The following is a 26004-nucleotide window of genomic DNA, read 5'->3' on the forward strand; positions in this document are numbered from 1 at the left end:
ATGTTCCACATCAAATCACTAGAACTGGTCCATTGGGATTACTGGCAGCGGATCAAGAACATCCCGCTGGACGCGAAGATCATCACCATCGCAGGCCAGAACGGCTCGGGCAAAACCACTTTGCTGGACGCGCTGCGCACCCTGTTCGGCCTTGATTGCTCGATGGGCCGCACCTACAAGCACTACGCGCGCCACTCCGGCCAGCAGACCGCGTGGATCCGCGCGGTGGTCGACAACCAGGCAGTCGGACGCCAGCTGTCGAACCGCCCGTTCCGCAGCTCCGGCTTTTTCAGCGACGATGAAGTGACGCTGTTCTGCCAGATCCAGAAGAATGGCGGCGACTGGAAGCGCCAGTACCTGATGCGCCCCGGGAACGTGCAGATCGAGGAAGTAACCGAGGCGACCGACTGGCTCGGCGTCGAGAACTACCGCAAGCGCCTGGCCAACGCGGGCCTGTCGCCGGCGATGGCCAAAGTACTGGCGCTCGAACAGGGCGAAACCGACAAGCTGTGCGAATACGCGCCGCGCCAGCTGCTCGACCTGGTGTTCCAGGTCTTCGGCGACAAGGAAGTGCTGGACGCTTACGACGAGGCCAAGCGCCACCAGCGCGACACCGAGACGGAACTGAAGCGTTTCGAATCCGAGCTGGAAGCCTCGCGCACCAACCTGGAAGGCCTGCGCCTGCGCGTGGCCAACTACCGCCAGTGGGAAGACCTGCACAAGGAACGCCGCAACCTGCTCGAAGAAGTGCTGCCAAGCCTGCAGTACCACGAAGCGCGCGAGAAGGCCGCCTCGGTCAGCAAATCGCTGCGTGACGCGCGCCGTCCGCTGGCGCAGGCCGATTCGCAGCTGACCGAAAAGCGCAATGCGGTCGCCGCGCAGGCGCGCGCCCTGACCGACGCACAGCAGCAGGAAACGCTGCTGGAGCAGGAGGCAGCCGCATTGGCCAGCCGCCTGACCCAGCTTAACGGCAAGCTCAAGCCGCTCGACAGCCTGATCGAACAGCGCGACCGCCTGCAGAAGCTGGCGGCGGACGCCGGCGCGGACATCGCCGAAGTCGCGTCCCAGCTGGAAGCCAAGGAAGCCGAACTGGCGCGCCAGAAGCAGGCGCGCGAGGCCATCTCGGCGCGCATCGCCTCCGAAATGTCGACCATCTCCGCCTTGCAGGGCAAGACCGCGATGCCGGAGCCGGAAGCGGTACGCGGCATGCGCCGCGCCCTGCGCGACGCCGGCATCCCGCATGCGATGCTGTCCGATATCGTCGAGGTGACTGACGCCAAGTGGCAGGGCGCCGTCGAAGGCGTGCTGGGCGGCTATGCATCGGTGGTGCTGCTGGAGCGCGCCAAGGACGCTGCCGCCGCGTACCGCCTGGCGGAGAAGGAGCGCTACCGCCACTTTATCGTGCCGGAATGCGTCGAAGCGCCGCAGTCGAAGGACGACAGCCTGCTGTCGGTGGTGCGCTTCTCCGCGCCGGCGCCGTCATGGCTGATCGACCAGTTGTCGCGCATCAGCCGGGTCGACTCGGTCGACGAAGGCTTCCGCCTGTCGAAAGACGAAGAGTGGATCACGCCGGACGCCTACCACCGCGAACGCCGCGGCGGCCGCTCGCTGTTCGTGGAAGCCTCGCGCTACCGCTTCGGCCAGGCCGGCCGCACCCAGCGCATGGAAGCGATCCAGAAGTCGCTGCCCGCGCTGGAAGCACAGGAAGATACGCTGACGCTGGCAATCAGCAAGCTGGCCTCGGAAGTGGGCGCGCTCAAGGGCCGCATCGCCGGCGTCGACGCCGCCAAGGAACTGGCCGCGCGCCAGGCCGAGTTCGAGGAAGCATTGCGCAGCATCGAACCGCTTAAGGCCGAGCGCCTTGAAGTCGGTTCGCGCCTGGGCGAGCTGCAGTCGCTGACCAAGGCGGCCACCGTAACGCGCACCCGCGCCGACACCACCTGGCAGAACGCGCGCATGGCATTGTCGGAAGCGGAAGCGGGCCTGCGCCTTGGCCACCGCCGCCAGATCGAGCAACGCGCCGAGCACGCGCAGGCGCTGCTGGAGCTGCGCCGCAACTGGCGCCACCTGCCGAAAAGCTGGCGCCGCGCCGCGCGCCGCGCGTCCCTGGTGTCCGAGCACCAGAACTCGCACCAGGTCGACCTGCGCGTCACTTCGCTCCAGCATTCGCTGGCGCGCGACGACTGGGAGCTCGACGCCACCGTGATCGACCAGTACCAGCGCCTGAACGACCAGCTGCATGGCCGCCAGTCCGAGACCGACGAGCGGCGCTACCAGAACAACCGCGCGATCGAAGCGACCGCCAACGCGCGCGGCGCCTACATCGAGCGGCTGCGCTACACCATCAAGACCTACAGCAAGAACATCAGGGAACTGGGCGAGCTGGCGGGTATCGACGTGCATGCCGACCCGGTGCGGCTGGAGAACGACGACGTGCAGCTGTCGCAGGCTGGCCTGCACGTGCGCTTCAAGTTCGACGGCAAGGACCAGATCGGCATGAACGACGGCGAAGCGTCGGGCGGCCAGCAGGTGATGAAGTCGCTGGTGCTGCTGATCGGATTGCTAAAGTCCGAGGAAGGGTCGGGCGGCTTCGTGTTCATCGACGAACCGTTTGCCCACCTCGACATCCGCAACATCCAGCTGGTCGGCGAGTTCCTCAAGAACACCGAGGCGCAGTACCTGATGACGACGCCGCTGACGCACAACACCGACGTCTACGATCCATCCGAGCTGACCCTCATCACCAGCAAAAAGAAGAAGGACACGCCGTGGGCGCAGCCGATCTTCGTGCTGCAGCGCCGTACCCTGGAAGCAAAAGCGGCTGCATAAAGCAGCCGCACGGTCCCGCCAAGCCGTCGCCAGCTTAATCGTTGGCGGCGGCTTTTTTCATGGCGTAGCGCCAGCGCAGCATGCCGGCCGAGTAGGCGCCGAAGTAGCCGGCGAAGACGCCCAGGCAGATCAGGGTCAGCGGGCTGTCCGTAAAGCGCGGCAGCGTGTTGGCGGTGCCCTGGTTGACGAAGATCTCGAGGCCGACATAGATGATGCGGCCGACGAACAGCATCGCCACCAGCATGCCGAGGCGCGCATTGGGCGTGAAGAAGTAGCCCTCAGGCGTGACTTCGTAGCGCGTCTTGCGCAGGCCCCAGACGGCGTAGGCGATGCCCGCCGCCGTGCCGACCGCCAGCCAGCCGATCGAGGCCGGTTGCTGGACCACCAGTTCGGAACCGGGCACCAGCACCATCGCGGTGAACACCGCCAGGCCGGTCCAGTGGCGCGACATGACCGACTGCTGGCGCGCCATCATGCGCTTCAGGCGCGCATACACGCGCCACATCAGCAGCGGAACCAGGATGAGCAGGGCGATAGTCTGAATGTTCATGGAGTCTGAAAGTTATAAAGAGCGGCAATTGTAAACCACCGCTGCGTACCGTACGCCCACCCGTCGCAGCCCATGGTAACGTCATAATTTAATGACAATCGAGGACCCGAACATGAACCTTGCCGCCATCGAAGCCCACCGCGCCCCGGAGCCGCCCGGCCCCATCGACGAACCGACGCCCGAGCCGTTCGACAATCCGCATCCGCACCATCCGCCGGTGCAGACGCCGCAGAACGAAGACCCGGTACCTGACCACAATCCCAAGGTCCTGCATTAATCGAAGGCCCACGAATACAGCACGTCCAGGGCGGTGTTGGTACCGGTCTGGAACTGCAGGGTCACGCGCGGGTTGAGCTTGTAGCGGATACGCACCAGGCTCGATGCCGAGGTCGCGCCCTGCTCGAAGCTCAGGTAGGCGCGCGAGGACAGCCGCTTGCCGATCGTGACCACGGTGCTTTCCAGCCCCTTGGCCTGGGAGACGCCCAGTTCGTCCACGCCCAGCGAATCCTTGAGGCGCGACTGGAATCCGCCGCTGCCGCCCGAGCCGCCCAGCAAGGCGCCTGCGGCAGCGCTCAGCAGGCCCGCCTCGTTACCCGAAACGCCTTCCATGCCGTGGCCGAGCACCAGCCATGACAGCTTTTCGCTGTCGGGCACCGATGGCGTGGACACCAGCTTCGCCACCGGGGCGAGCGCCGTGCCGCGTACCTCCACACCCGCCTCCACATTGGTCTCGGACAGCTGCTCGCCCTCCGGCCGCTTGCGCACGGCGCGGATGTTCAGGGCCGGGTTGTCGTAACGCCCGCTGAAGGTCAGGATGCCGCGCTCGATGGCCAGCTTCTGGCCGTAGGCGGCATAGGTGCCGTTAACCGCGCGGATGGTGCCGTTGACCCGCGGCGCCCGGTTGTCGCCGGTGCGCACCCGCACGGTGCCGGCCAGTTCGGCGTCGGCGCCCATGCCGCGCAGGCGGAACGCGTCGCCCATGTCGATCTCGACGTCCGCTTCCAGCGGGATGGCGGCTTTCTCGCGCGCCTTGGCGGCTGCGCTGGTGCGGCCCAGCACGATCACGTCGTCCGACATGGTAGGGCGGCCTTGCGGCGCCAGTTCCACCAGTGCGCGGTCGACGCGGAACTTGCCGTCGACATTGAAGCTGGTTGCGGTGCGGTTGACCGTACCGGTGCCGGTAACGACCACGGTGCGGTCGGGCCGCGACAGCGCTTCGAGCTTGTTGGCCACCAGCTTGAGCTGCATGGTGGCTTCGCCGCCGGCGAAACGGATCGCGCCGTCGGCCACCGCATTGCCCTGCACGCCGTCGAAGCTCAGGCGCTGCAGCAGCATCTGGTCGCCCGCCAGCTGGGCGCGCAGCTGGCCGTTGCGCAGCCTGACTCCCTGCTCGGGCCAGCGCACGGCCAGGTTGTCGCCGCTGACCGTGCCGTTCAGGGTCGGCGAGCCAATGGTGCCCGCGCCCGTGACCGCGAGCTTCATCGCGCCGTTCAGTTCCAGCCCCGGCTGGGCCAGCAGGGGAGCCATCCAGGCGATCGAGGCCATGTCGGCATTGGCCGACAGCCGCAGCGGGCTGCCGGTGCCGAGCCGGCCATTGAGCAGCTGGGTGGTGGCGTCGATGCGCGCAACGCCAGCCTTGGCGCCGTCGACATTGACCCGGGTGCGCAGAGCGCCGCCGGCGACATCGGCGCGCAGGTCGAGCGTGCGCAGGCCAAGCACCACAGGCACCTGCGAGCCGACAATCAGGTCGCCGCGTTCGCGGAATACGTGGACCATGCCGGCCAGTTGCGGCGCGCCGCCCGCCGCGCCCGCGGCCTGCAGGTCGAGCCCCCATTCGCCGCCGAGCGCAAGGTCGCCGCGCATGTTGTCCTGCAGCGCGGGCGAGAACTGGGCGAGGTAGCTGAGCGGCACGCCGGTCGCCGTGCCCTTGCTGCTCCAGCGCGAACCGTCCTTGACCAGCGACGCGATGTTGATGGTGCCGGCTGGCAGGGCGATGACTGCGCCGTTGAATGCGATCTGCTGCGGCCGCGCCAGGCCCATCGCGCCGGCACCCGGCGCCACGGCCAGGCGCAGGGGCACCGGCCTGGCGAGCGACATCGCGTAGCGGCCGCGGTTCTGCAGGCTTTCGAGGACGCCGGACCATGCATCGCCGTTCCAGCCGCCTCTGGCCTGGACCGCGGCGTCGAAGGCCTCGCCGCGCGCGGCAAGGCTGAGGGTGTGCGCGGCGCGGGTGCCGGTGGTTTGCAGTCGCGCGCTGTCGATGCTGGTGTCGCCGCTGGTGTAGCCGGTGATCTCGACGTTCGATACCATCGGGGTCGCGCCGCCCTGGCGCGCGCCGATGTTGGCGCTGGCGCGCAGCGCCCTGACCTGGTGGCGGCCCAGCACCTTGACGTTCTGGCCTTCGAGCGCGGCAGTCAGTGCGGGCGCCTGAGCGGTGCCCGACAGCGTGCCCGAACCGCGCAGCAGGCCGCCGAAGTCGCCCCCCAGCACGGCAAGCTGCGGCGCATCGATGCGCCAGTCGAGCCGGTCCGCCGGGGCGCCGAATTGGCCCTTGGCCGCGATGACGTTGGGGCCGACGTGCAGGTCGACGTCGGCGCTGGAAATGCGCTGCGCGCTGCCGCCGAGGCGCGCGTGCCCCCACAGCGGGGCGTTCGACAAGGTCGACGGTTCGAGCACGATGCCGGCGCTGCCGCTCCAGTTTTTGGCGAGGCGGCCATTGGCGTCGAACTTGCCGTTGATGCTGCCAGCCAGCGGCGAGCCGAAGGCGGCGGGGTCGAAGCCGCGCGCGGTGCCGCTGGTCTTGAGGTTGATGTCGCCGGCGGCCAGCCATGCCTCGCCGCTGGCGTGCAGCACGCTGTTGTTGGCCTTGCCGGCCTTGCGGGCGAAGCCGAGGCCGCGCGCATCGGCCACGAAGGTGGTGCGCGGCGCTTCCATCGTTCCGCTGACGACGCCGTTGGCCGCCAGCGCGCCGGTAAGGCCTGCGCGCAGGGCCGACAGCTGGCGGGCATCGAGCTTCCACAGCAGGCGTTCGCCCGGTGCGCCAAAGCTGCCGCGCAGGTCGACCGTGTTCTGCCCCATGGCGAAGCTGGCGTCCACGCCGGTGACGTGTTCGGCGTCGGCGCTGAACTTGCCTTTGCCGGACAAGGGCTGTCCGAACAGGCGGCTCGGGCGCAGCGTGAAGTCGGACGACACCCGCAATGCAGGCGAAAGCGCACCGCTGGCGTTGACCAGCGCATTGATGTCGGCGGCAGGAAAGTCGCCCAGTGCCGCCGGGTTGAAGTGCACCGCGGTGGCGCCGACCTTGAATTCGCGCTTGCCTTCGAGGCTGGCGCTGCCCGCCAGGTCGAGGTGGCCGCTGCCGGCCGTCAGCCGCGCGCGTTTGATGTCGAGCACCTGCTTGGCCAGCGTGGCCTGCGCATCGAGGCGCATGCCGCGTTGGGACAACTGGGCGCCGAAGGTCTGGATGTCGCCGGTGCTGGCGAGCTGGATGTCGCCGGCGATGGCCGTCGCCTTCATGGTGCTGTACAGGGCCTTCAGGTTGATGCGGTCGGTGTGCAGCTTGAACTGCGCGCCGCCGATGCCTTTTTCGTCGGGGCCGCGCTGCACGGCGCCGCCACCGGTAAATTTACCGGCCGCGCCCAGGTCGACCAGCACATCGTCGATCTGCATGGCCGCCAGCGTGCCGCCCAGCCGCCCGCGCATCGACAGCAGCGGCAGCAGCTGCTTGTCGAGCGGCCCGACCTTGCCGTCGTTGGCGATGTCGACGGCGCCGGAGATGGCCTTGGCCGGGTCGATTTTCGCCTTGACCGCCATCGACAGGTCGGCGGCGGGCAGGGCCGGGTTGAAGAAGCCGGGGTTGATGTTGCGGCCCTGGAGGTCGAGCGCGCGTAGCGGAACCGGCTCGAACGGCGCCAGCGTGAGCTTCATGTCGCCCACGGCTTTGCCGGCCTGGCCGGCCGCGTTGACCTGGGTGCTCACCAGGTCGCCGCCGGCGCGCACGGACAGCTGCGCCGGTGTTTGCCCCGCCTTGGCACCGGTCTGGACCAGGGTGGCGGCGGCATCGAGCTTGAACGGCCGCGTGGATTCAATGCTGCCGCTGGCGGCGGCCTTGCCCCACGGCGTCAGCGCGGTGGCGTCGCGCAGTTCCCACTTTTGCTTGTCGCCGTTTAATTTGAAGCGCACGTCGTCGATGACGGTTTTGGCGCCTGCGTTATTCATCGTCAGCCTGGCCACGCGCGCGTCGGCGATCGACAAGGTAAACGGCGGCGCCAGCGACACCGGCATCTTGGCCGGCTCTTCCGATTCGCGCAGGGTGTCGACCTGCACGCTGGCCACGTGCAGCTTGCTGATCGCGATCCCGCTCGACAGGTACTGCCACGGCGACCAGTCGATATCGAGTTTTTTGGCGGTGATCAGCTGTTCCGGGCTGCGGTAGACCAGGCTGTCCATCTGCATTGCGCCGTACAGCGAGCCGCGCACGCCGGTGATGACGATGCTGCCGCCGCTGGCGCTGGCGACCCTCTGCGCGAGCATCTGCAAGGTGGTCTCGCGGCCCAGGTACCAGTAGGCGCCAGCCAGCAGCACGCCGGTGGCACCGAGGCCAATGGCGACGTAGCGCGGCCAGCGGCGCTTGTGTGGCGCCGGCGCCTGGGGTGGTGTGGTTTCTTCAGTAGTCATCAGAACGTGAACCCGACGGAGAAATGCAGGCGTGCTTTTTTGATCGCCTGGCCATATGCCAGGTCGACATTGATCGGGCCGACCGGGCTGCGCCAGCGCGCGCCGATGCCGTAGCCGAACTCCGGCTTCAGGTCGGCCATGCGGTCGGCGGCGTTGCCGGCGTCGACGAACACCGCCACGCCCCATGGCGGCCGGAACCAGTACTGGTACTCCACGCCGCCGGTCAGCAGGTAGCGCCCGCCGACGACGGCGTTGCCTTCCTCGACGCCCAGCTCCTGGTAGCCGTAGCCGCGCACCGACTGGTCGCCGCCGGCGCGGAACAGGAAGGTGCTTGGCACGCCTTCCTTGTCTTTCGAGCCGAGGGCGCCGGCTTCGGCGCGCAGGATCAGGGTGGAGTCCACCGAGATCGGCCGGTAGTTGACGAAGCGGGTGTAGGCGCGCACGAAGCGCTCGTCGGTCAGCACCGGCAGCAGCGCGCCGCCCAGCTGCGCGTTGATGACGTAGCCGCGCGTCGGCAGCACCAGGTTGTCCAGCTTGCGCTTGGTGATGCTGTAGGTGAGCGGCAGGCTCTTGCTGTTGCGCGACAGCTGGCCTTCGACGGTCTGCTTTTCAGCGAGGTATTCAAAAGTCAGGCTGCGTTCGAGCAGCGGGGTGCCCCAGGAGCGGCGCACCGCGACGGTGGCGACGTTGGTGATTTCGCCGCGCACGTCGTTGCGCTCGAAGCCTGCGCCGAAACTGTCGTTGTAGCCTTTGGCGGTGGTCGGGAAGTAGAAGTCGGCGCGCGCCGCCTGGCGCTTGGTTTCGGCGATCAGCTGGCTTTTCATGCGCAGGCCATACACGTTCAGGTCGTCGTAGTTGACCTGGGCGCGCGCGCCCGTGTTGGTCGAGTAGCCAAGGCCGACCGACGCATTGCGGCGCTTGTTTTCGGTGACGCGCACCAGCACCGGCAGCACTTCGGGGCCGGAGGGCCGCAGCGCCGGCGCGCCTTGCTGCTGCTCCTTCAGTTCCTCGATGTTCTCGTCGAGCACAGCGGCGGTGTCGGCCGAGACTTCAACTGTGCTGAAGTAGCCGGTGTCCTGCAGGCGCGCCTGGAACGACTGCAGCGCCGCTTCGCTGTACTCGTCGCCCGGCTTGATCTGGTTAAGGTTGGTGATGATGCGCTCAGGGTAGCGCTTCAGGCCTTCGATGCGCAGCTTGCCCAGGCGCACTTCGGGGCCGCTGTCGACGACCACGCGCAGCAGCGCGCGGCGCACGTCCGGGTCGACCGTGGCGCTGGTTTCCACCAGCTGGGCGCGCGGGTAGCGGGTCTGCATCACCTGGCGCAGCAGGTTGCGCTTGGCCGCTTCCCAGTCGGCCTGGCGGAAGCGCTCGCCGACGTTGAGGGTCCAGTTGTTGCGCAAGGTGGCCGGGTCGAACGGCTTGCTCCCCGGGGCGAGCGGTTCGAAGCCGCGCAAGGCCAGGTCGACGTCGCCGACCAGCACCGGCTCGCCCGGATCGACGATCACGCGCGCCACCGGCACCGTGGTGCTGGTATCGAGGCCGGCGCTGACCTTGGGCGAGTAATAGCCCTCGGTGGCGATCAGGGTGCGGGCCTGCTCGGGCGCGTCCTTGACGAGGCGCTGCAGCTGTTCGAGGTCGAGGCGCGGGTTGCCGCGCCAGCGCACCAGGTCGAGGTTGTCTTCAAGGAGATCGTCGAGACGGCCCGGCGCATCGATCTGCACGGTGTAGTCGATGGCCTGGGCGCAGGCGCTTCCAGCGGCAGGAAGGGCGAACACGATGACGGCAATCTGTGCCAAAATTCGTGTTCGCCCCGCCTGCACTGCGCTTATTGTTGGTCTTGCGAGAAACATGTCTCTCCGTCTGGGAAAATGTTGAAAACATATTACCGGATCGGCAAAAATGATGGCGAACGCCTAACACTCTCTGGAATCGACAACATGCATCAATCCGACAGCGCGCTGGTCTTGTTCAGCGGCGGACAAGACTCTACCACTTGCCTGGCCTGGGCCCTCGAGCGTTACGCGCGGGTCGAAACCATCGGTTTCGACTACGGCCAGCGCCATGCCATCGAACTGGCGGTGCGACCGAGCGTGCTTGCCGGCGTGCGCGCCTTGTCGCCGGAATGGGACGCGCGCCTCGGCGAAGACCACATGATCGACCTGTCCCTGATCGGCAAAATTTCGGATACCGCGTTGACCAGCGACGTGGAGATTGCGATGCAGGCCAATGGCCTGCCCAACACCTTCGTTCCGGGCCGCAACCTGATGTTCATGATGGTCGCGGCCACCCTGGCTTACCGGCGCGGCCTGACCGTGCTGGTGGGCGGCATGTGCGAGACCGATTTTTCCGGCTACCCCGACTGCCGCGACGACACCATGAAGGCGCTGCAGGTCGCGCTCAACCTGGGCATGGCGACGCGCCTGAAGGTCGAGACGCCGCTGATGTGGATCGATAAAAAGGAAACCTGGGAGCTGGCCGAAGCGAGCGGCGGCCAGGCGCTGGTCGACCTGATCCGCACTGAAACGCACACCTGCTACCTCGGCGAGCGCGGTGCCCTGCACCCGTGGGGCTATGGCTGCGGCGCCTGCCCGGCGTGCGAATTGCGCGCGCGCGGCTACCAGCAGTTCGTGCAGTCCAAAGGCGCCCGCTAAGGCATGCGGATCGCGCTGCTGACCGACCTGCACGCCAACCGCGAAGCGCTGGACGCCTGCCTTGCGCATGCGGGCCGGCAGGGCGCCGACAAGTATGCCTTTACCGGCGACCTGGTTGGCTACGGCGGCGACCCGGCGCGGGTGCTCGACACGGTGATGGCGCATGCCGCGCGCGGCGCCATCGTCGTCAAGGGTAATCACGACGAAGCCACCGCCAGCGGCCCGCGTCCGGGCATGCATGCCGAGGCGCGCGAAGTAATCGCCTGGACGCGCGGCCAGCTCAGCGAGGCGCAGCTGGCCTGGCTCGATGCGCTGCCCCTGACCTCTGAACTGGGCAACATGATGTTCGTGCACGCCAGCGCGCACGAGCCGCAGCGCTGGGAGTACGTGATGGGCGTAGCCGAAGCGGAACGCAGCCTGCGCGCCAGCCACAGCCGGATGGTGTTCTCGGGCCATGTGCACGCGCCGGCGCTGTACCGCCGCGCCGACGACGGCCGCATGGGCGCCCATGCGCCCAAGCCGGGGGCAATGGTGCGTATCGCGCCGCAGCACCAGTACCTGGTGATCCCGGGGTCGGTGGGGCAGCCGCGCGACGGCAACTGCGCCGCGTGCTACGCCATCTACGATGACGAAGCACGCGAACTGACTTACTTCAGGGTGGCTTACGATCACGGCGCCGCGGCGCGGCGGGTGATCGCGGAAGGCTTGCCGATCGTGTTTGCGATGCGGCTGGTGGAAGGCATCTGAGGCCGGCCAGGCTCAGATGGCAGGCGCTTCCTGCTTCATGCGGTTGCGGCGCGAGCGGCTGACGAAGAACCACACGATCGCGACCGGGATCAGCAGCGGCAGCAGCAGCGGCGACACCGCCAGCAAGCCGAGGCAGGCGGCCAGCGCCAGTGCCCCCACCAGCATCACGCCCACGCCGGCAAACACCACCACCAGCAAGGCGCCGACGCACACGGCGACGATCGTGCCGATGATCAGGCCGAGGCTGCCGAACAGCAGGCCGAGCAGGGCGCCCAGCGGGCCGTCGAATTCTTCACCGTCGATGTCCATGTGGAAGCCGCTGGTGTCGGCGAACATGTCCCAGGCGATCAGTGCGACCAGGAACAGGATGATGTAGGGGGCGATCTTTTTCATGGCAGGACCTCGTGGTGGTGTCGTTGGTATGGCTCCACTGTAGCCATGCCCATATGCATCAGCCATCGGATTGCGACAGACTGCAATTTTTGCGGGTCGGGCCAGCCAGAATGCGTGACGAAGAGTTTTGCCGGGTTCAGCCTTGTAAAACTTCGGTCCTTTCCTATACTGAATGCCTGCCTTGCTTTGGGGGATCAGATGCGATACGACTACTTTGGCGAAAAAGGCCCGCCTTCCGCGCCGCCGGCAGTGCCCCCGATCATCATCAATCCGTTCAGCTACCACACACCCCGTCCGGCGATCGATCCGGCCATCACGCCGGCGCGGCCGCCGCTGGTGCCGCCCGGCCAGCCGCGCATCCGCGCCGCGGCACTTCCCAGCTAACTACCTGTAAACACAGCTGGTTTTGCGGACACGCTCGTGTGCGCCCGGCCGAATTCGTCTATCATGCGTCACTTCGATGTTTATTAGTAAAGTTACCCAATGATTGATGAAGGACCTGAGCTGCCGGACGACGCGCCCATCCAGGAGGCGCGCGTGTGGCAAGGCAACGGCTGGACGGCACGTGTCATCAAGAATGAAGACGACGAAGGCTGGGCCGTGGCGATGATCAAGGACGGCGAGCCGGAACCGGCGCTGGTCGGCCCGTGGACGATGGGCCGCGACAAGAAAAACCCCAAGCCGCTCGATACCAACGCCTTCAATACGCTGGTGAAAACCGCATCCGAGGTGCTGCGCCGCCACGAACAGCAGCTGCACGCGCAGTTGCACAAGAGCACGGTCGTTGCGACCGACGAGGCGGTCATCAAGGTTACGCTGGACATCATTCCGGACGACGACCATCCTTACGCGGTGCTCACGGCGATCGACGAAATGGGCGAACAGCTGGCCCAGGAGAAAGTCGCGGCCAGCTTCAAACTGTCGCCGGGCAGCGCCGCGGCCTGGGTCGAATCGGGCTTCCGCGCCCCGCGTTAGTTGCTGCTGTGCGAAACCGGGGCCCCGCCCCGGCGCCTGGCGGTGATCCTGCTTCGCTTTTTCCCCCTCTCCTGATAGTATTTCCCGAGTGCATTAGAAAAGGGAATATTGATGGAAAGCCGTCTTAAACGCCTCGAAGCGGTGCAAGCCATGGTGCTGGAAATCGGCCAGCTGTCGACCTCCTGCGTCGACATCACCGAATTCATCCGCGCCGTGCACCGCGCGCTCGGGCGCATCATGTACGCCGCAAACTTTTATGTGGCGCTGAGCGACCGCGAGGACGGCACCGTCCGTTTCGTCTACTTCGTCGACGAACGCGACGAAACCCCCGACCCGGCCGAAAGGGTGACGCTGGCTTCGCCAGACCAGTCGCCTACCGCCTGGGTGATCCTGAACCGGCGCAACATGGTCGTCACGGCCGACGAGTTCAACGCGCGCGGCGACGGCAGCGGCTGGGGCCGCGGCAGCATGTCGGAGCACTGGATGGGCTGCCCGCTGCTCGACCAGCAGCACCAGGCGCTGGGCGCCATCGTCATCCAGAGCTACACCCCGGAACACACCTACAGCGACGAAGACCAGGCGCTGTTTGCGCTGATCGCCAGCCACGTCTCGAACGCCCTGCAGGGCCTGCAGAGCATGGACCGCCTGGAACGCGCGGTGCAGGAGCGCACCGCGCTGCTGGCGCATGAGGTGTCCGAGCGGCGCCGCGCCGAGTCGGTGCAGCACGCGCTGTATGAGATCGCCAACCTGTCGGCGGCGGCGATCGAATCGGACAAGCTGTCGGCCAGCCTGCACCGCATCATCAGCGAGCTGATCGTTGCCGAGAATTTCCTGATCGCGCTGTATCACCCGCGCTCGCAAGAAATCAGCATTCCGTATTTTGTCGACCAGAAGCACGCCGAGGCGCCACTGGCGCGCTTCCGCTATGGCATCGGCATGAGCTCGTACGTACTGGCCAGCAAGCAGGCCAGCCTGCACGACGGCGCCAGTTTCGCCAGGCTGGTGGCGGACGGCCTGGTCGACGAGCCGCTTGGCTGCACCGAGATCGCCAGCTGGATGGGTGCGCCGATGCTGGTGAACGACCAGGCGTACGGGGTCATCATTGTCCAGAGCTATGACCCGGCCATCGTCTACACGGCGGCCGACCTGGAGTTGCTGGCCTTCATGGCCAGCCATGTGGCGGTGGCGCTGGCGCGCATGCAGGCCGACCAGGCGATCCGCAAAACCAAGGAAAGGCTGGAGGAACAGAATGCCGCGCTGAACTCGGCGCTGACCGCGCTGCAGGAAGCGCAGTCGGAACTGGTGCGCCAGGAGAAACTGGCCTCGCTGGGCCGGCTGGTGGCCGGCGTCGCGCATGAGATCAACACCCCGCTGGGCATTTGCGTGACGGCGACCAGCCACCTGGTGCAAGAGCTCAAGCTGACGCGCGAGGAACTGGAAGCGGGCGAGATGACCGAAGACAGCCTCCAGCAGTTCCTGGAAATTATCGACCAGTCGCTGCGGATACTGACGACCAACACGCAGCGCGCCGCGGCGCTGGTGCGCAGCTTCAAGCAGGTGGCGGTGGACCAGTCGTCCGACGACATCCGCACCTTCAGGCTGAAGAGCTACCTGGATGAAGTGCTGCTGTCGCTGCAGCCCAAGCTCAAGGGCCGGCCGGTGAAAGTGGAAGTGGCCTGCGCCGACGACATCCACCTGGAGAGTTTCCCGGGCGCGGTATCGCAGATCGTGACCAACATGGTGATGAACTCGCTGGTGCACGGATACCAGCGCGACCAGGCCGGCAAGATCCGGATTTCAGCGGCGCTGGAGGATGACGACACGGTGGTGTTCGCGTACAGCGACGATGGCGCGGGAATGGAACCGGAGATGCTGGCCAAGCTGTTCGACCCGTTCTTTACGACCCGGCGCGGGCAGGGCGGCAGCGGGCTGGGCGCGCACATCCTGTACAACCTGGCGACGGGGCCGCTGGGTGGCACGGTGAAGGTGGAAAGCGAGCCGGGCAAGGGCTTGCAGTATTGCTTGCGGTTCCCGCGCAGCCGGCGGGAGGCGAAGGCGGCGGCGTAAGCGGCGAATTCGGCGGATAAGGCGAACGCCGCATCCGCCGAATTAAACCTTAATCCGGCCAGTTGCGGTTGATTTCCTGCGCCTTGTCGATATTCTGGATCAGCAGCTCGACATAGTGCGGGTCGAGATGCCGTCCCGCCACTTCACGCATGTGCCCGACCACCTGCTCCATCGGCCAGGCTTCCTTGTAGCAGCGCTTGTGGCTCAGGGCGTCAAACACGTCGGCCACCGCCACGATCCGCGCGTACTTGTGGATGTTTTCACCCTTCAGGCCCTGCGGATAGCCGCTGCCGTCATATTTCTCATGGTGCTGGTGCGCGATGACCGCCGCCGCCTTCAGGATCGGGCGGGTCGAGCCATCCAGGATCGACAGGCCCACCGTCGGGTGCTGTTTCATGATTTCCCACTCTTCCGGGCTCAGGGCGCCCGGCTTGAGCAGCACCGCGTCCGGGGTGGCGATCTTGCCGATGTCGTGCATCGGCGCGGCGTGCATCAGCACGGCGGTTTCATCGTCCGGCAGTCCGGATGCCTGGGCCAGCAAATGGCAGACCTGCGACATGCGGCGCACGTGGTTGCCCGCTTCGTTGGAACGCGATTCGACCACGTCGCCCAGGCGCAGGATCAGCTCAGCCTGGGTGTCGGTGATTTCCTGGGTCAGCAAAATATTGTCGAAGGCGATCGCCACGCCGGAGCAGAACACTTCCAGCAGCTGGGCGTCGATCTCGGAAATTTCTTCCACGCCTTTGAGCACCAGCAGCGACGCCTTGCCGCTGTTGTTCGGAAAGTAGCCGACATAGGTGTCGCCCTGCAGCTTGGAAATGCGGTTGCTGCGCGCGTCGTCAAGCTGGGCCATCAGTTCAGGCCCGAGCATCTCTGCGCCGATGTCGCCGATCTGCGCCAGCACTTCGTATTCGGTGTCGCCGGCCAGGATGCTGGCGCCGGAAATGCGCAGCAGCATGCTTTGTTCTAGGCGCAGCAGGGCCACGACCTGCTGCAGCAAGCCGCTGGCGAAGTCTTTCAGGTTGCGCTGCTGGAAAATGTGGGCCGAGGCGGCGATCACGCGCTCGAGGCCTTCGCGGTAGGTCATCTGCACGCGGCGGGCGTCTTCCACCTTCATGATGTCGCGGTAGGCGCGCAGCGCGGCAAAGGTGGTGGTGAACAGCTTGGTGCGGTCGAGCTCGGTCTTTTCCTTGTAGTCGTTGATGTCGTAGTTGACGATCACGCGCTCTTCCGGGGCCTGGCCGGGCTGGCCGGTGCGCAGCACGATGCGGGTAAAGGTGTTGTTCAGGTCTTCGCGCATCCAGCGCGCCACCTCGAGGCCGCTGTCTTCGTTTTCCATCACCACGTCCAGGAACACCAGGGCGATGTCCGGTTCGCGCGCCAGCACCTCCTTCGCTTCCGCACCGCTGTAGGCGTGCAGGAAGGTCAGCGCCCGGCCGTCGAGGCGGAACCGGTTGAGCGTCAGCTTGGTAATGTCATGGATGTCCGGTTCGTCGTCGACGAGCAAGACTTTCCATGGCGCTAACTTAGGCGTAGTTGAGGACAAGAATGACATGGTTGCGATTCCGATACCGGTGATGTTTCGTGTGAGCGCGGTTGCCGCCATCGATATTTAACGGTCCACTTCGCTCCGATTGTAGTATGCCCCCAGTCTATTAACAACAGGCAATAGATGGGCTTTATGTGGAATACGACATATTGTTTGAGGGATTTGCCGCGCTGTCTTTACGAATAGCGCTTCTGGCAACGGTCACAGTAAAAACTGCGGCGTTTGGCGCGCCCCAGTACCGCTTTCGAGAATTTGATGTTGCAGCGCGGGCAAATGGCCTTCGCGTGCGCGAGCCAGTGTTTTTTCAGTTGGTATTTTTTCTTCCATTCCAAAAAGTCAAAACTGTATTCACGCGCTTGTTCGACCAGCGCGCGCAGTTTCGGCGCCGGCATCGCACCAATGGTGGACAGCGGGTGCAGGCGGATGCGGAACAGGACTTCATTCTTGATGATGTTGCCGACGCCGGCGAAGATGTCCTGGTCGAGCAGGGCGTCGCAGGCCAGCATGTCCGGCGCGGCGCGCAGTTTCTTGCGCGCCCTGGCCGCGTCCCAGCTGGGCGACATGACGTCGGCGCTCCAGTCGTAGGCCGCGTCGAGGTCCTTGCCGATCTCCCGCACCGAGCAGGCGTAGAAGTTGAGCTCGCTGCCGTCGGCGAAGCCGAGCGACAGCCGCGGCACCCGCCCGGGCTTGCGTTCGTCGATGCGGTAACTGCCAAACAGCAGGAAATGGATGCGGATGGCGAGGCTGGGCAATTCGATCAGGAACTGCTTGCCGAAGGTGCGCATCGAGACGATTTTTTGTCCGGCCAGCCGCTCCGGGTCGATCGCCCTGGTGTTGCCTTGCGCAGTGGCGATGGTCTTGCCGACAAAGCGGCTGCTTTCTCCACGCAGGATAACAAGTGATGGTCCTTCGGGCATGGATGAGCCTCCTTTCCGCCGATTGTCGTGGGGAACAAGGAAAGCCCCGGTGCGGTGCCTAACATTTCGATACAAAACACGACATTTCGTCGCTAACCGCGCGTGGCGAAACGGCGTATATTGGGATGAGGAACACGTGTCTTTCGAAAGGAAACCAGCATGAAAACCGCGATCAAGGGGCTGGCCCTGGCCAGCATGGTGCTGATGTCGTCCGGCAGCGCATTCGCCGGCGTCACGGTATCGTATTCGCAGCCGGAAAAATATTCCGACCTGCCGTTCGCCTCCTGGGAGCGCAAGGATGTACTCGATGCGTTGACCAAGCATTTCCAGAAGTTGGCGGAAACGCTGCCGCCTGGCGTCGATATGAATGTCGAGGTGCTCGACATCGACCTGGCCGGACGGCTGCACCACCGGCGCGCGAATGAAATCCGGGTGATGCGCAACAATGGCGCCGACTGGCCGGTCATCCACCTGCGCTACACCCTGGTGCAAAACGGCGCGGTGATCGCCAGCGGCGAAGAGCGGCTGCGCGACATGATGTACCTCGATAACCTGCGCAACCGCTATTCGTCCGGCGATCCGCTGCGCTACGAGAAGCGCATGATCGACGAATGGTTCAATAAGAAGATCGCGCCCAAGCGCGTCGGCTAGGCGCAGGCTCCAAGCCAGGTACCCGCCGCGGTACCTGGCGCTGTGGCCGTTTGCGGCCTTACTGCTTTTCTTCCTTGCGCTTTTCCATGCGCATGCCTGCATCCGTGACCGTGTAGTCCGACGGCACCGCAAACAGCGAGGCCGCCGGTTCTTCCCGCTTCAGGTTTTCCACCCGGTAGGTATTCTCGCCCGTGCGCGGGTCGCTGTGCTTGGTGTACAGCGTCAGCTGTAGTTCCGGCGAGTACCAGGTTTCGTGGGTGACGACGATCGGGTTGCGATTGCCCAGCTCCCCGGCAGGGATCTCGTAGCTGCGCATTTTCCCTTCCGCCTTGATGCCGCCAAACTCGCGGCTGCCGAGCTCGCGCGTGACTGCCTTGGACGACCATTCGCGGTCGGCGAATGCGCCGGCAATCCGCATGCCCAGGCCGTGACCGTGGCGGTGGCCGGCTTCGCCGGCAATCCGCTCGACCCGCTTGACGATGATCGCCTCGCGCGCCGCGGCGCTGGCCGGCAGTTTGCCCTCCTTGCGCAACTGCGCGATGCGCGCGCGGGCTTTTTCACGGGCGGCCGCGGCCATTTCGCCGCGGGCGCCGATGCGGATAGCGGTCTTGTCGCGCGGGCGCAGCACATAGGTGACGCCGTCGGCATCGCGGATCATGATGTTGCGCGCCTCGCCATCATCGCCCGTCATGTCGCGGCGGGTGCGGCCGGCGCTGTCGCGGTAAAAGGTGCTGACGTTGCGCACCGTGATCTGGTTACCGTCGGACAGGGACTGCACCTTTTCCGAGACGGCCTGGGCCGAGTAGGGGGCGTTCTTGACGACCTTGCCTTCATGGATCATCAACGGAGCGGCGAGCGCGAACGCGGGCAGGCAGGCGGCCATCAATACGGCGAGTGCGAGTTGCTTGGTCTTCATGTCATCCTCTTTCTGGTGGGGGTTAGTGGGTCGCCGTCAGGCGCAGGGCAAGCGGCTCACCGTCGGCGCTGACCAGCATTTCGGCAAGGACGGATTCGCCCGCGTCTTCCGGGCTGACCGGCACGCCGAGGCTGGCCAGCTCCATGCGCGGCACCTCGGTTTCGATCATGCGCGGGTTTGGTTCGCCCTCGATGCGCTCGAGCGAGTCGAGCGCGATGAAGTAGCCGCGCTCGTCGCGCTGGACCAGTTGCGGGCCGCCGGACTGGGGCGCGGACAAGCCGAGGGCCAGCACGGCCACCACGGCCAGCGCGGCGAGGCTGCCGGCGCCGGCCCAGGCCGCGCGCGGGATGCGCTGGTACCAGCGGCGGCGCGTATGCTGCCTGGCAAAGGCGGCCATCAGTTCCTTTTCGACGCAGCGTGGTGCGTCGACCTCGTCCATCGCGGTGCGCAAGGCAGTGAGGTGGCCGTCGAGGCCGTCGTTGTGGGTAGTGGTGTCCATGTTTTTCCTGATTCAGGCGTTGACCGTGCCGGGGCGGTAGGCGCGAAGGCGTTTGGCCAGCAGGGCGCGCCCGCGCGACAGGCGCGAACGTACCGTTCCGATGTCTACCTGGCAGATGCCGGCGATCTCCTGGTAGGACAGGTCGTGCATTTCGTAGAGGATGAGGGCGTCGCGGTAATGCGGGGCCAGCTGGGCCAGGGCGCAGCGCACCTGTTCGGCCAGTTCGTTGCTGAGCATGCGGGCCAGCGGTTCGGCGCCGTCGTCGGCGGCGCCGTCGGAATCCGGGTCGTCATCGTCGGGCAGGCTGGCGCCGCGGCCGCGCAGGTGTTCGTGCTTGAGGATCAGGTTGCGCGCCACGCCGAACAAGAAATGCTGCAGCTGGCCGCGCAGCGGGTCGAAGCGCAGGGCGTCGGTGAGCACGCCCATGAAGACTTCCTGCACCACGTCGGCAGCCACTTCGGGCGAACCGCAGCGCAGCACCGCGAAGCGGTAGAGCGGGCCCTGGTGGCGCCGGTACAGCGCCTGGAAAGCGGCTGCCGTCCCGCTGCGCATCTGGCGCAGCAGTTCGGTGTCAGGGATGGGGTGCGTGGTCGTGGTCATCGTCGTCTTCTTTCACTGTATTCCCGGCACGGGGCCAAAAAGTTCCAGCTATTTTGCGACGATGGCGCTTGGCGCTAATCGATCCAGTTAACCCGGCTGAACTTGTTGCGGAATTCTTCAGGCATGGCGACCACCTGGCTGGACTTGTAGTTGAAGAAGACGAAGCCGGACTTGGCCATGGCGACCAGCACCTTGTCCTTGGGACGGGTGACGCGGAAGGTGATGTCGCCGCCGTATTTATTGAAGTCCATGACCCCCACTTCAAACAGCAACTGGTCGCGCGCGTGCGCTTCGGCCCGGTAGGTGGTGGCCAGGTCGGTGACGATGATGCCGGTGCCGTCGCGTTCGGTCTCGGGCACGCCGAACTCGAACAGGAAGCGCGCGCGCGCCTCGGAAATCATCGAGATCATCGAATCATTGCCGAGATGGTTGGCGGCATTGATGTCGGTGACGCGGACCGACATCGGTGTGGTGTAGTAGTACTGGTCTTCAGGAAAATCCAGGTGCAGGCGTGCCATGTGCTTGGTCTCTCGCAATGTGCGGAGTCAAATTTTAGCCTGCCGGCGGCGAACTCCGGATAATTTTGTGAATGCGCCCGTCCGAGGCCACCATGTACAGCTCGCCATCGGCATCGCGCCCGAAGGAAACGACGTTGCCGATATCGGGGATATTCCAGTCCACATGTTCGCGCACGCCGTTGCCGGCGCCGGTCGCCTGCAGGCTCTTCAGGTAGCCGCCGCAGAAGTCCGAATAGAAGTAGCGCCCCGCCAGTTCGGGCAGCGCCTTGCCGCGGTAGACGTAGCCGCCGATGATCGAGCAGCCGTTGATGTCGTTGGTGCCGTGGTCGTATTCGAAGGCCGGCAAGGTCAGCGCGGCCTGGTTGCAGGTGGCCGCGCCGAAGCACAAGGTGCCTTCCATGATGTTCCAGCCGTAGTTCAGCGCAGATTGCGACAGGGTGGCGATATTGATTTCCTCGCGCCGGTCCTGGCCCGCGTCGGCAATGTACAGGCCGGTGGTGTCGAAGGCGAAGCGCCACGGGTTGCGCAGGCCGCTGGCCCAGATTTCGTTGCGGCGCGAGCTCATGCCGACATACGTATTGCTGGGCGGGATCGCATAGCGGCTCGATGCGCTGGAATTGTTGACGTCCAGCCTCAGCATCTTGCCGAGCAATGAAGTGAGGTTCTGGCCATTGCGCAGCGGGTCGCCGGCGCCGCCGCCGTCGCCCGTGCCGAGGTAGAGGAAGCCATCCGGGCCGAACGCGGCCAGGCCGCCGTAATGGTTGGTGAAGGCCTGGTGCGCGATGCTGATGATCTGCAAGCCGGAGGTGGGGCTGGCGAGGTCGCGGTTCAGCGAGATGGTGTAGCGGTCGACGACGATATTGCGGTCGAAGTCGGTGTAATAGACGAAGAAGTGGCCATTGCTGGCAAACTGGGGATGGAAGGCCATCGACAGCAGGCCGCCTTCGCCCTGCATGCTGATGCGGCCTGAAATGTCGAGGAAGGGCTGGGTCAGCATGCGGCCGTCGCGCATGATGCGGATGCGCCCGCTGCGGTCGACGATGAACAGGCGCGGGTCGCCCTCGGGCGCGGTGACGAAGACGGCATTCTCGACATCGGCGACCTCGCGCAGGCCAAGCGCCAGCGCCGCCGCGCGGTAGTTGACGGTCACCGTGGCGCTGGCCCCCGCGGCCAGCGCCACGGTCTGTTCCGGCAGGGCTGGCGAGTAGGTGGTGGCGCCGCCGACGACGCTTTGGGCGGTGACGGTGTAGCTGCCGGCGGCCAGGCCAGCCAGCGTGGTGGTCTGGCTGAGGTCGCGCGCGAAGCCGGCCGGGCCGGCGACCTTGACCGGGCCGCCGACGCCGGCGGGCAGGCCGGCCAGGGTAATGGCGAGGCTGGCGGTGCCGGCTGGCGGCGGATCGTCGCGGTCATCGCCGCTGCCGCCGCAGGCGGCCAGCAGGGAGAACGCAAACGACAACAGGATGAGGCGCGCACGATCGGTCAGCATCTGGTTCTCCGCGGGGCAGATTGGTGGCTGTGGCCAGCTGCCAGTCTACCCCTTTTCGGGCGCCGCAAGGCGCGCAAAATGATGCGCCATCGCGCCGCGTCAAGCTATCAGCGGGTCAGGCGGTAGAGGAAGATGGCGGTGCGGATGGCGGCGCGTTCGATCGACGCCAGTTCCAGGTCTTCCAGCGGCGAGTGGGCGCCGCTGCCGGTGGCGCCGATGCCGTCGAGGCTGTCGACGTAGGGGGCGACGAACTGGATGTCGCCGGCGCCGCGCAGCCCGGCCGGCACGGCGGCGATCGCGCCCAGGCCGGCGTCGCTGCTGGCCTGGGAATACAGTTCGAGCACCTTCAGGTTGCCGGGAGTGACGGCCATCGGCGGGTAGGACTCCTCGAAGGCAATGCTGGCGCTGGTGCCCGGCAGGTTCTGCGCGACGATGGCGCGCATCCTGGCGTGGGCGCGGTCGCGCTGGACCGTGTCGAGGTAGCGCAGGTCGCCTTTGACGGTGACGGTGTTGGCGATCACGTTGGTCTTGCCAAATGCGGTGCCGCGCGAGCCGGCCTCGTCGTAGCCGACCTGGGTGCCGCCAAGGATCACGCCCGGGTTGAAGGTCAGGTCCGGCTCGATGACCTGCTGGCGGAAGCCGTCGAGGATGCGCGCCGCTTCATAGACCGCGCCGTAGCCGGCGCGCTCGCTGAAGATGCCCGAAGAATGGCCCTGCTTGCCGCGCACTTCGAGCGCGAAGGCCGACGATGAGCGGCGCCCGACGGTGGCGGTGGCGCGTCCTTCCTTGTCGAGCACGGTGCCCTCGAAGGCCAGCGCGATGTCGCTCTTTTTCGCCAGCGCGATCATGTCGCCGCGCGAGACCTCTTTCGGGTCGCCCGCGTCTTCCTCGTCGCCGGTGAACATGACGGCGATGCTGGTGTTGTCGAGCGCGCCGACCTTGTGCAGCGCGCGCAGCGCTTCGATCACGACCACATTGCCGCCCTTCATGTCGGACACCCCCCTGGCCGCTGACCCGGTCGCCCTTCAGTTGCCATTTCTGGACCGGGCTGTCGGGTTCGAACACGGTGTCGAGGTGGCCGAGCAGCAGCAGGCGCTTGCCTTGCTTGCCGTCGCGGGTGGCAAGCAGGTGGCCGGCGCGCTGCATGGCGGCCGGCATCTCGATCCAGCGGGTCGAAAAGCCCAGTTCGTCGAACTCTTTACGGAAGACCTTGCCCACTTCGCGCACGCCGGCGTGGTTCATGGTGCCGCTGTTGATGTTGACGCTGCGTTCGAGCAGGGCCAGCGCGGCCGGCGCGCGCGCCCGGACTGCGGCGACGATGCGCTCTTCGACCGGCGACAACTGCTGGGCGTGGGCGGCGCTGGCGGACAGGGCGGACAGCAGGGCAAGGACGAGGGCGCAAGGTTTCATAAGCTGGGGTTTCCAATCAGGTCGGGCTCGGGAGGTCATGGGCAAGGCGGGGCGTGGTGCGGACCGCCATCAGGTAGCACATCAGTGAAGCGACGGCGACAGTCAACAGCACGCTAAACAGCAGCAGCGGCGCCGGGTTGTACTGGATGATGGCGGCGACCGCCAGCGGCCCGGCCGCTTTCGACAGCATCGACGGGCCGGCCATCGCGCCGGAAATGGCGCCATAGTTCCTGGTGCCGAACATGGCTTGCGGCACGGTGCCGCGCACGATCGTCAGGATACCGTTGGACAAGCCATAGAAGGTGCAGAACAGCGCCATCGCCCATTGGCGGGCGCCGAAGAACAGCAGGGCCAGCAGGGCCGCAGGCAGCAGCGCGAAGGTGATCTTGCCGACCGTCTGGGGCATCAGCTTGCGCCCGAGCGTCATTTCGCCGATCCGTCCGGCCACCTGCATCGGCCCGATCAGCGCGGCCATGAACACGACGGTGCCGATTGGATGGCCGAAGCGCTGCAGGATAGGGATCAGGTGCACCGACAGGGCCGAGAAGATGAAGCTGTTGGCCGAGAAGGCAAAAGCCAGGGTCCAGAACGCGGGGTGGCGCAGCGCCTGTTTCAGGGTGAAGTCGGCGGGCGCGCCGGGCGCCCGGGCGGCCTGGCCGTGGCGCGGCGCGCTGCCGCGCAGCATCAGGTGCAGGGGCAGGCACACGCACAGCTGCAGCGCGGCATAGTACAGATAGGTGTCGCGCCAGCCGACCAGGGTGTTGAGCTTGAGGGTCAGCGGCCAGAACACGGTGCTGGCAAAGCCGCCGAACAAGGTCAGGGTGGAAATCGCCTTGCGCGCGGACAGGCCGTATTGATGGTTGATGGTGGCAAACGCGGCTTCGTACAGGGTCGCGGCGATCGACACGCCCAGCAGGGTCCAGGCCAGGTAGTAGGAAGCCAGGTCGCGCGCCTGGCTGAGCATGAGGAAGCCGAGGCCGCAGGCCAGCGAGCCGGCGCCCATCACGAAGCGACCGCCGAAGCGGTCGAGCAGCATGCCGACCGGCGCCGACACCAGTCCCCCGACCAGCAGGCACCAGGAAAAAGCGCCGAACACGGTTTCGGCGCGCCAGCCGAGTTCGCGCTGGATGTCGCCCGCAAGAATCGCGAACGCGTAGTACAGCGTGCCCCAGGCAATCACCTGAGTGACGGCAAGAATCGGGATCGTGTTGCGGGCGGGCGCGGCGTTGTTCATGTCTTCACGGGTTGGCGCTTGCACTCGCACCGATCGTGAAAGAATAACATGCTTGGAAGAAATTGCCGGCTTGGGCCTGATGCAGTTGCGGGCGCCCCAGCTCGGATTCCCGCTTGCGCGGGAACGGCCAGGTATAGGGGGCGCGGCATCAGGGATCGCGCGTGCGCGCTTTCCTGACCACGCCGTCGGGGCCGACCAGCACGACAAACTCGGTGTAGCGGCCGGCGCCGGCCGGGGACAGGTAGAGCCAGGCTTCATAGCCGCTGTCGAACACGACGGACCGGGTGCTGCCCAGCCTGGCGGCGAGCTCGGCCCGGGTGGTGACGCCGGGGACTACCGCCTGCGCGAAGCGCGCCGCGGTCACGACGGTGCCGGGCGGCGGCGGGGCGCTGGCGCAGGCGCCCAGCACCAGCAGCGCACACAGCACCGGCAACACGCGGGTGCGCAGCCGATTCATTGCGGCGCTCCCGGTGGATCTTCCATGTACTCGAACTCGACCAGGGTGTCGTCGGGCCAGGACTTGTCCCACAGCGGCGCGTAGTAACTGCGGTCGAGCAGCACCTGGCAGTCGCAGAAGGGCAGCGACGCTTTCGTTTCATTGCCGCCTGCGTAGAGCAGCTTGAACGGCAGCACTTCGCTGCGGCCGCCGTGGCGCAGGGTGACGCTGAACACGGGCCGCTCGGCAAAGAACAGGTAGTTGCCGTCCTCGGAGGAGCAGACCTGCTCGGTGTCGGTGAGCGCGTTGGTTAGCCAGGCGAACATCGGCGAGGTGTTCGAGATCAGGCCGGAATCCATGCCGACCCGGCATTCGAGGCGCAGGTCGCCCAGCCGCCGGCTTCCTTCCGGCAGGCCCGGCGTCTGCACCCAGGCGCGCCAGGTCATGCTGGTCGACTTGCGGTTGGCGACGACGGCCGCGTCCTCGCGTAGCGCCTGCTCATTGCGTTCCAGGGTGAAGCTGTTGTCCGGGGCAAGCTTGATCGGCAAGGTGATGTTGTCGCCCGCCACGCGCAAGGTGATGCCTTCCATCTTTGCGTTCGGCAGCCGGGGCAGCAGGCGAAAGCGCAGGATGGCGGCGGGCGCGTAGGCGCGGTCGCGCGCGAACCTGTCCATGCCATTGATCATCTTGCGGTAGGACTTGTCAACCGGGTCGCGCACATAGGGAACGTGCACGGTTGCAACCGGCGCCGCCGCGGCCTGGCTGTCCTGTGCGGCCAGCGCCGGCCCGGCGGCCGTCGACGCGAGCATGGCCAGGGCGGCGGCTGGGAGCAAGGGTGTGAACATGGGCCAAGTTTAGGCCTTCGCGCCTGTGTCCGGCGCACCGCTGCCGTGCCGCGC

The 26004-nt window shown here is 66.3% G+C and carries 24 protein-coding genes; 9 read left to right on the forward strand and 15 right to left on the reverse strand.

The genetic code is table 11. The features are described from left to right. The gene (locus LMJ30_RS00845; RefSeq protein WP_229430439.1) at positions 1-2829 is read left to right on the forward strand and encodes an ATP-binding protein; all 2829 of its coding nucleotides are present in this window, start codon (positions 1-3) and stop codon (positions 2827-2829) included. A gap of 34 nt (positions 2830-2863) precedes the next feature. On the opposite strand, the gene LMJ30_RS00850 is transcribed toward LMJ30_RS00845, so the two are convergent. Next, positions 2864-3379, reverse strand: a complete 516-nt coding sequence (locus LMJ30_RS00850) for a CcdC protein domain-containing protein (protein WP_229430440.1) — start codon at positions 3377-3379, stop codon at positions 2864-2866. A 91-nt stretch (positions 3380-3470) separates the two neighbouring features. Between LMJ30_RS00850 and LMJ30_RS00855 the strand changes: the two genes are divergently transcribed. Further along, positions 3471-3656 carry a hypothetical protein gene (locus LMJ30_RS00855; RefSeq protein ID WP_229430441.1) on the forward strand — a complete coding sequence of 62 codons (186 nt, stop codon included), beginning with the start codon at positions 3471-3473 and terminating at the stop codon, positions 3654-3656. Here LMJ30_RS00855 and LMJ30_RS00860 read toward each other — a convergent pair. Together LMJ30_RS00860 and LMJ30_RS00865 are read right to left on the reverse strand one after the other, a co-directional pair. Further along, complete coding sequence (locus LMJ30_RS00860) at positions 3653-8056, reverse strand: translocation/assembly module TamB domain-containing protein (protein WP_229430442.1); 4404 nt, start codon at positions 8054-8056, stop codon at positions 3653-3655. The genes LMJ30_RS00855 and LMJ30_RS00860 overlap by 4 nt on opposite strands. Continuing rightward, positions 8056-9852: an autotransporter assembly complex protein TamA gene (locus tag LMJ30_RS00865; RefSeq protein WP_229430443.1), complete on the reverse strand. Its 1797-nt coding sequence runs from the start codon at positions 9850-9852 to the stop codon at positions 8056-8058. The genes LMJ30_RS00860 and LMJ30_RS00865 overlap by 1 nt, the downstream gene beginning before the upstream one ends. Positions 9853-9993: 141 nt before the next feature. Between LMJ30_RS00865 and queC the strand changes: the two genes are divergently transcribed. Both queC and LMJ30_RS00875 read left to right on the forward strand, forming a co-directional pair. Beyond that, positions 9994-10707, forward strand: coding sequence for a 7-cyano-7-deazaguanine synthase QueC (gene queC, locus LMJ30_RS00870; protein ID WP_229430444.1), 714 nt, complete (start codon positions 9994-9996; stop codon positions 10705-10707). 3 nt (positions 10708-10710) lie between these two features. Beyond that, positions 10711-11454 carry a metallophosphoesterase family protein gene (locus tag LMJ30_RS00875; RefSeq protein WP_229430445.1) on the forward strand — a complete coding sequence of 248 codons (744 nt, stop codon included), beginning with the start codon at positions 10711-10713 and terminating at the stop codon, positions 11452-11454. Between the two features lie 12 nt (positions 11455-11466). On the opposite strand, the gene LMJ30_RS00880 is transcribed toward LMJ30_RS00875, so the two are convergent. Then, entirely contained in the window at positions 11467-11847 is a 381-nt protein-coding gene (locus LMJ30_RS00880) for a hypothetical protein (protein ID WP_229430446.1), read from the reverse strand. 198 nt (positions 11848-12045) lie between these two features. On the opposite strand from LMJ30_RS00880, the gene LMJ30_RS00885 reads away from it, so the two are divergent. From LMJ30_RS00885 to LMJ30_RS00895, 3 genes are all read left to right on the forward strand, one after another. Further along, positions 12046-12231 carry a hypothetical protein gene (locus LMJ30_RS00885; RefSeq protein WP_229430447.1) on the forward strand — a complete coding sequence of 62 codons (186 nt, stop codon included), beginning with the start codon at positions 12046-12048 and terminating at the stop codon, positions 12229-12231. Between the two features lie 99 nt (positions 12232-12330). Further along, positions 12331-12822 carry a hypothetical protein gene (locus LMJ30_RS00890; protein WP_229430448.1) on the forward strand — a complete coding sequence of 164 codons (492 nt, stop codon included), beginning with the start codon at positions 12331-12333 and terminating at the stop codon, positions 12820-12822. Positions 12823-12933: 111 nt separating this feature from the next. Next, on the forward strand, positions 12934-14889 hold the full coding sequence (locus LMJ30_RS00895; protein ID WP_229430449.1) for a GAF domain-containing sensor histidine kinase: 1956 nt from the start codon (positions 12934-12936) through the stop codon (positions 14887-14889). 49 nt (positions 14890-14938) lie between these two features. On the opposite strand, the gene LMJ30_RS00900 is transcribed toward LMJ30_RS00895, so the two are convergent. Next, positions 14939-16444: a DUF3369 domain-containing protein gene (locus tag LMJ30_RS00900; RefSeq protein WP_229430450.1), complete on the reverse strand. Its 1506-nt coding sequence runs from the start codon at positions 16442-16444 to the stop codon at positions 14939-14941. A gap of 170 nt (positions 16445-16614) precedes the next feature. Further along, positions 16615-17355, reverse strand: a complete 741-nt coding sequence (locus LMJ30_RS00905) for a DNA-formamidopyrimidine glycosylase family protein (RefSeq protein WP_229430451.1) — start codon at positions 17353-17355, stop codon at positions 16615-16617. Positions 17356-17514: 159 nt separating this feature from the next. Here LMJ30_RS00905 and LMJ30_RS00910 point away from each other — a divergent pair, with 159 nt between their 5' ends. After that, a complete protein-coding gene (locus tag LMJ30_RS00910) occupies positions 17515-18006 on the forward strand; it encodes a DUF3016 domain-containing protein (RefSeq protein WP_229430452.1) in 492 nt (163 codons plus the stop codon). Positions 18007-18064: 58 nt separating this feature from the next. Here LMJ30_RS00910 and LMJ30_RS00915 read toward each other — a convergent pair whose 3' ends face one another. The 6 genes from LMJ30_RS00915 to LMJ30_RS00940 all read right to left on the reverse strand — a co-directional run bounded on the left by LMJ30_RS00915 (position 18065) and on the right by LMJ30_RS00940 (position 23014). Continuing rightward, on the reverse strand, positions 18065-18922 hold the full coding sequence (locus LMJ30_RS00915; protein ID WP_229430453.1) for a hypothetical protein: 858 nt from the start codon (positions 18920-18922) through the stop codon (positions 18065-18067). A 22-nt stretch (positions 18923-18944) separates the two neighbouring features. Next, positions 18945-19421: a hypothetical protein gene (locus LMJ30_RS00920; protein ID WP_229430454.1), complete on the reverse strand. Its 477-nt coding sequence runs from the start codon at positions 19419-19421 to the stop codon at positions 18945-18947. A 12-nt stretch (positions 19422-19433) separates the two neighbouring features. Continuing rightward, positions 19434-20021 carry an RNA polymerase sigma factor gene (locus LMJ30_RS00925; protein ID WP_229430455.1) on the reverse strand — a complete coding sequence of 196 codons (588 nt, stop codon included), beginning with the start codon at positions 20019-20021 and terminating at the stop codon, positions 19434-19436. A gap of 74 nt (positions 20022-20095) precedes the next feature. Then, complete coding sequence (locus LMJ30_RS00930) at positions 20096-20539, reverse strand: thioesterase family protein (protein WP_229430456.1); 444 nt, start codon at positions 20537-20539, stop codon at positions 20096-20098. 34 nt (positions 20540-20573) lie between these two features. Then, positions 20574-22025: a PQQ-dependent sugar dehydrogenase gene (locus LMJ30_RS00935; protein ID WP_229430457.1), complete on the reverse strand. Its 1452-nt coding sequence runs from the start codon at positions 22023-22025 to the stop codon at positions 20574-20576. A gap of 107 nt (positions 22026-22132) precedes the next feature. Then, positions 22133-23014 (reverse strand): M20/M25/M40 family metallo-hydrolase, encoded by an 882-nt coding sequence (locus LMJ30_RS00940; protein WP_229430541.1) that lies wholly within the window; start codon positions 23012-23014, stop codon positions 22133-22135. Between LMJ30_RS00940 and LMJ30_RS00945 the strand changes: the two genes are divergently transcribed. Continuing rightward, the gene (locus tag LMJ30_RS00945) at positions 23013-23552 is read left to right on the forward strand and encodes a hypothetical protein (RefSeq protein WP_229430458.1); all 540 of its coding nucleotides are present in this window, start codon (positions 23013-23015) and stop codon (positions 23550-23552) included. The genes LMJ30_RS00940 and LMJ30_RS00945 overlap by 2 nt on opposite strands. Here the strand turns inward: LMJ30_RS00945 and LMJ30_RS00950 are convergent. From LMJ30_RS00950 to LMJ30_RS00960, 3 genes are all read right to left on the reverse strand, one after another. Beyond that, positions 23452-24693: an MFS transporter gene (locus LMJ30_RS00950; RefSeq protein ID WP_229430459.1), complete on the reverse strand. Its 1242-nt coding sequence runs from the start codon at positions 24691-24693 to the stop codon at positions 23452-23454. The genes LMJ30_RS00945 and LMJ30_RS00950 overlap by 101 nt on opposite strands. 124 nt (positions 24694-24817) lie before the next feature. Continuing rightward, a complete protein-coding gene (locus LMJ30_RS00955) occupies positions 24818-25126 on the reverse strand; it encodes a hypothetical protein (RefSeq protein WP_229430460.1) in 309 nt (102 codons plus the stop codon). Then, the gene (locus tag LMJ30_RS00960; protein ID WP_229430461.1) at positions 25123-25950 is read right to left on the reverse strand and encodes a hypothetical protein; all 828 of its coding nucleotides are present in this window, start codon (positions 25948-25950) and stop codon (positions 25123-25125) included. Before LMJ30_RS00960 ends, LMJ30_RS00955 begins: the two co-directional genes overlap by 4 nt. Positions 25951-26004 lie beyond the last annotated feature (54 nt).

The sequence above is a fragment of the Massilia agrisoli genome (assembly GCF_020831365.1).
GTDB lineage: Bacteria > Pseudomonadota > Gammaproteobacteria > Burkholderiales > Burkholderiaceae_D > Telluria_A > Telluria_A agrisoli.